Below are 5,081 nucleotides of genomic sequence, written 5' to 3'. Positions count from 1 at the left end.
TCGTCGCGGTCTACGACACCGGCGAGGCGGACACACCCGCGGGCCCGCTGCCCTACATCGTCATGGAGTACGTCAACGGCGTCACCCTGCGTGACATCGTGCAGACCGATGGCCCGATGCCGCCCCAGCGCGCCCTCGAGGTGATCGCCGACGCCTGTCAGGCGTTGAACTTCAGTCACCAGCACGGGATCATCCACCGTGATGTCAAGCCCGCCAACATCATGATCGCCAAAAACAATGCCGTGAAGGTGATGGATTTCGGCATCGCGCGGGCGATCGCCGACGGTGGGAACACCTTCACCCAAACCGCCGCGGTGATCGGTACCGCACAGTACCTGTCCCCCGAGCAGGCCCGCGGCGACACGGTCGACGCCCGCTCCGATGTGTACTCGCTGGGCTGCGTCCTCTACGAAATCCTCACCGGTGAACCGCCTTTCGTAGGTGACTCACCCGTCGCGGTCGCCTACCAGCATGTGCGCGAAGACGCGGTGCCGCCGTCCCAACGGCGCCCGGGCCTGCCCGCGGACTTAGACGCGGTGGTGCTCAAAGCCCTGGCGAAGAATCCGGACAACCGCTACCAGACGGCCGCGGAGATGCGGGCAGACCTGGTTCGGGTGCACAACGGCGAGCAACCGGAGGCGCCCAAGGTGTTCACCGAGGCCGAGCGGACGTCGATGCTGGCGCCGGGGCACCCCGCCGGCAGCAGGCCGCGCACCGACCCGCTGCCCCGTCCGGAGTTCGACCCTGCCCACGCCCGCGCCACGGGATCGGTGGGCCGCTGGCTGATCGCGGTGGTCGTGCTGGCGGTGCTGACTGTCATCGCCACCGTGATGATCAACACCTTCGGCAACAGCACCCACCCGATACAGGTCCCCGACGTGCGCGGCAAGGTGTCCGTCGACGCCATCGCCGAACTGCAGAACAAGGGCTTCAAAACCCGCATCGAGCAGAGGGCGGATTCGACGGTTCCTCCCGACCGCGTGATCAGCACTGATCCACCGGCCGACGCCTCGGTGAACAAGGGCGACAAGATCACCGTCAACGTGTCCTACGGCCCCGAGCAGCGCCAGCTGCCCGACGTGTCTTCGCTCAGCTACGCCGACGCGGTGAAGAAACTGAAGGCCATTGGGTTCGGAAAGTTCAAGCAGGTGGACGCAGCGTCCACACCGGAGCTGGCCGACCGGGTGATCGGGACCAACCCGCCGGCCAATCAGACCACGGCCGTCACCAACGAGATCACCATCATCGTCGGCACCGGGCCGGAAACCAAGCCGGTTCCCGACGTCACCGGCCAAACGGTGGAGGTCGCTCAGAAGAACCTGGTCGTTTACGGCTTCACCAAGTCGACCGAGGTTCTGGTGGACAGCTCCCACCCGGCCGGCGAGGTGATCGGCACCAGTCCGCCCGCCGGTGAGACGGTGCCGTTGGACGCGGTGATCGAACTGCGGGTGTCGCGGGGCAACCAGTTCGTGATGCCCGACCTGTCCGGGATGTTCTGGACCGACGCCGAACCGCAACTGCGCGCGCTGGGCTGGACCGGCATCTTGATCAAAGGCCCCGATGTCGACGCCGGCGGCGCGGCGCGCAACCGAGTGCTCTACCAAAGCCCGGCGGCCGGCCAGGGCATGAACAACGACGGGAACATCACGCTGCGGTTCGGTCAGTAGCGCCACGGCTGGGCCTGATACGGATACGGAACCGGTCAACCTGATACGGTGGCGCGCCGGGCGTGGCGGTGAACGCTCTGCACGGTGTCGGCGACCTCGTTTTCCAGGCGCTGCACCAGCGTTCCCCAACCGGCGGGATCGCCGATCTGCCCGCAGCAGGCCAGCCAGTTGGCCAACATCCGATGCCCACCCTCGGTGAGGATGGACTCGGGATGGAACTGCACCCCGTGGATAGGTAGCTCGGTGTGGCGTACCCCCATGATCACCGCGCCACGGGTGTGGGCCGTCACCTCCAGGCACGCGGGCAGAGTCTCCGGCAAAATCGTCAGCGAGTGATACCTGGTCGCGGTGAACGGATCCGGGAGCCCGGCCAGCACACCGGTATTGGTGTGAAACACCATGCTGGTCTTGCCGTGCAACAGTTCCGGCGCCCGGTCCACGGTGGCACCGAAAGCGACGCCGATGGCCTGGTGGCCCAGGCACACCCCGAGCAACGGGGTCCGCGTCACGGCGCACGCCCGGACCAGGCTGACCGACGCGCCGGCGCGTTCCGGGGTGCCCGGCCCCGGGCTGAGCAACACCCCGTCGAACCGGGTGACAGAATTGGCCGGGCCCGACGGGTCGGCGAGCCTCGCGTCGTCGTTGCGCCACACCGCAACCTCGGCGCCCAGCTGACCGAGATACTGCACCAGGTTGAACACAAAGCTGTCGTAGTTGTCGACGACCAAGATCTGCACTCGCACAGGCTACCGCCGTCGCTGTGGCGGCCCGCTTCAGTAGTCGACCGGGCCGGCCGGTATCGCGTACCGCATGCGCTCCGGCTCGCCTGCCCCGACCACCCGCAGGTCCGAGGCGGCCTGTTCGCTGTAGCCGAGCCCGAAGCGGATCACGTACTGCTTGTACAGGTTGACCAGGGGAGCGGCGGCGAGCGCGGCCTGCATCGCAGGCGGATCTCCGATCGCGGTCACGGTGTACGGCGGGCTGTAGGTGCGCCCGCCCAGCAGCAAGGTATTGCCGACGCAGCGAGGCGCCGAGGTGGCGACGAGCCGCTGGTCCTGCATCTGGATAGCTTCGGCGCCGGCACTCCACAGTGCGTTGAGCACCGCCTCAATGTCCTGCTGGTGCACCACCAGGTCGTCGGGAGAGGCGTCGCGCGGGAATCGGCCGTAGGCGTCACGCTGGGCATCGGTGAGCGTCACCACCAGGCCCGGGCCGTGCATCGTATCCAGGCCGGCCGCGTCCGCCAACTCGGCTGCCCGGTTCAGCATCGCCGCCAGGGCGGTGCCCGCCGCCCGGCCGTGGGTGGAGCCGGCCGTGGCGGTCAGCACATCGCGTTCGCCGCTGAGCCGGTCCACCGAGGACTGGGTGGCGCGGACCAGGTCGACCAGCCGGGGCGCGTCACCGCGGCGGATCTCGCGGCCGCCGGAAACCCCGTGGGTGGCCGCCAGCAGCAGCCCCGCCAGCAGGCACACCAGCGGGACACCGAGGCGCCACGGCGAGCGGTGGCCCGGTGAGTTGGCCGAAACCTGCGGCTGCATCAACGCCGATCTCCGTTCTCGGTTCACTCGGCTCGCTGCGCCGCCGGGTCAGGTGCTGGGTTAGTCTCTATCCCAGCACTACTTGAGTTTTACCGTCGCACTGTCCTGAGGTTAGGAATGCCCAAGTCCAAGGTTCGCAAGAAGACCAGCTTCACACCAAGCTCCATGAGCTCGGTGAGCCGTACGCCGGTCAAGGTCAAAGCCGGCCCGTCGAGTACGTGGTTCGTCGTGCTGTTCCTGGGGCTGATGCTCTTCGGGCTGGTCTGGCTGATGGTATATCAGCTGGGAGCCACCGGATTGCAAGCCCCGACAGCACTGAGCTGGATGGCCGGACTCGGTCCCTGGAACTACGCCATAGCGTTTGCCTTCATGATCGCGGGTCTGCTGCTGACCATGCGCTGGCATTGATCTCCGGTGACCTCCGGTGACCTCCGGTGACCTCCGGTGACCTCCAGTGGCCTCCGGTGATCTCGCAGGTTGCTTGCCCGGAACTACGAGGAATTCCACCGGGTTGCTGTGATGCCAATCACACAAATGTGATTCATCCCCACTGTTGATAGCTCCTGTGGATAACTGTATCCGTCCACCTCGACACGAGCACCTGAGAACGTCATGCAGCAAACGGAATGGGCACCTCGGCCGACCGGAATCGCTGGTTATGCTGCTGCCGGCGTGATAATGGCTATCTTATCGGCGACCCTGGTCACCGATGCTGCCGGGCGGGTGCTGACCGGTGGCGCCGCGCTGGGCCTGATCGTCTTCGCGGGGGTCTCGTGGTACGCCCGGCCGAAGCTGGCCATCACGGCCGCCGGTTTGGTGGTGCGTGGCCGCCGGCGCGCACTGCTACCCCGCGCGGACGTCAAGACGGTCCGCATCACCGAGTTCCGCCGCATCGGCCGCAAAGTCCGGCTGTTGGAGATCGAGACCGCTGACGATCGACTGCGGGTGCTATCCCGCTGGGACCTCGGCGTGGAGCCGCTGGAGGTGCTTGACGCGCTCACACGGGCCGGTTACGGCCCCGGCCACGCCGGCCGCTGGCAACCCTGACGCCGCACTTCAGGAGATGGTCACCGATTCGATGACGACCGGTACGGACGGCCGGTCGTTGCCGTCGGTGGGGGCGGTGGCGATCACGTCGACGACTTGTCGCGAATCGGTGTCGACAACCTCGCCGAAGATGGTGTGCTTCCGGTTCAGGTGCGGCGTCTGGCCGACGGTGATGAAGAACTGTGATCCGTTGGTGGCGGGGCCCGCGTTGGCCATCGCGATTAGGTAGGGCTTGTCGAATTGCAGTTCGGGGTGGAACTCGTCAGCGAACTGGTAGCCCGGGCCGCCGCGGCCGGTCCCGGTGGGGTCGCCGCCCTGGATCATGAAGCCGCTGATCACCCGGTGAAACACCGCTCCGTCGTAGAACGGGCCGGCGGAGCCGCCCGACGCGTTCGTGGTCGAGTAGTCCTTGGTTCCCTGCGCGAGACCGACGAAGTTGGACACCGTTTTAGGAGCGTGGTTTCCGAACAGTGCGATTTTGATATCGCCGCGGTTGGTGTGCAGGGTGGCGGTCGCGGTGGCGATGGGGCTGTTGCTCACGGGTTGACAGTGTGCCATTAGCACTGCGCGACCCCGGCGCACGGGTACTGTTTGGCCGCGCACACCGGCAGCTGGCTGCGCCGATGACCGATACCCGGCCGGCGAAGAGGCGCGGTGGAGCGACGGGGAATCGAACCCCGATCTGAGCCTTGCAAAGGCCCGGTTCTACCGTTGAACTATCGCCCCTGGCCGTTTGCGGGTTACTGTCCCCGGTGGGCCTAGGAGGACTCGAACCTCCGACCTCTTCGTTATCAGCGAAGCGCTCTAACCGCCTGAGCTATAGGCCCGC

The 5,081-nt window shown here is 66.8% G+C and carries 6 protein-coding genes and 2 tRNA genes; 3 read left to right on the top strand and 5 right to left on the bottom strand.

The genetic code is table 11. The annotated features are described in order from the left end of the window. On the top strand, positions 1 to 1,667 hold a 1,667-nt coding region (gene pknB / locus AC2VON_RS04005; RefSeq protein ID WP_486951778.1), incomplete at its 5' end, for a Stk1 family PASTA domain-containing Ser/Thr kinase. Between the two features lie 35 nt (positions 1,668 to 1,702). On the opposite strand, the gene AC2VON_RS04000 is transcribed toward pknB, so the two are convergent. After that, on the bottom strand, positions 1,703 to 2,404 hold the full coding sequence (locus tag AC2VON_RS04000; protein ID WP_486951777.1) for an aminodeoxychorismate/anthranilate synthase component II: 702 nt from the start codon (positions 2,402 to 2,404) through the stop codon (positions 1,703 to 1,705). Between the two features lie 36 nt (positions 2,405 to 2,440). Beyond that, positions 2,441 to 3,205: a DUF881 domain-containing protein gene (locus AC2VON_RS03995; protein WP_486951779.1), complete on the bottom strand. Its 765-nt coding sequence runs from the start codon at positions 3,203 to 3,205 to the stop codon at positions 2,441 to 2,443. A 117-nt stretch (positions 3,206 to 3,322) separates the two neighbouring features. On the opposite strand from AC2VON_RS03995, the gene crgA reads away from it, so the two are divergent. Next, complete coding sequence (gene crgA, locus AC2VON_RS03990) at positions 3,323 to 3,613, top strand: cell division protein CrgA (protein ID WP_486951776.1); 291 nt, start codon at positions 3,323 to 3,325, stop codon at positions 3,611 to 3,613. Between the two features lie 204 nt (positions 3,614 to 3,817). Next, the gene (locus AC2VON_RS03985; protein ID WP_486951775.1) at positions 3,818 to 4,252 is read left to right on the top strand and encodes a PH domain-containing protein; all 435 of its coding nucleotides are present in this window, start codon (positions 3,818 to 3,820) and stop codon (positions 4,250 to 4,252) included. 9 nt (positions 4,253 to 4,261) lie between these two features. On the opposite strand, the gene AC2VON_RS03980 is transcribed toward AC2VON_RS03985, so the two are convergent. The 3 genes from AC2VON_RS03980 to AC2VON_RS03970 form a co-directional block, all read right to left on the bottom strand. Further along, the gene (locus AC2VON_RS03980) at positions 4,262 to 4,792 is read right to left on the bottom strand and encodes a peptidylprolyl isomerase (RefSeq protein ID WP_486951774.1); all 531 of its coding nucleotides are present in this window, start codon (positions 4,790 to 4,792) and stop codon (positions 4,262 to 4,264) included. 115 nt (positions 4,793 to 4,907) lie between these two features. Continuing rightward, positions 4,908 to 4,978 (bottom strand) — tRNA-Ala (locus AC2VON_RS03975). 27 nt (positions 4,979 to 5,005) lie between these two features. Beyond that, positions 5,006 to 5,079: transfer RNA gene (locus AC2VON_RS03970), tRNA-Ile, on the bottom strand. Positions 5,080 to 5,081: the final 2 nt, after the last annotated feature.

Source organism: Mycobacterium sp. TH-M82 (genome assembly GCF_057473605.1).
The sequence above is the reverse complement of the archived record's forward strand: the minus strand, read 5'-3'. Positions and strand labels throughout refer to the sequence as shown.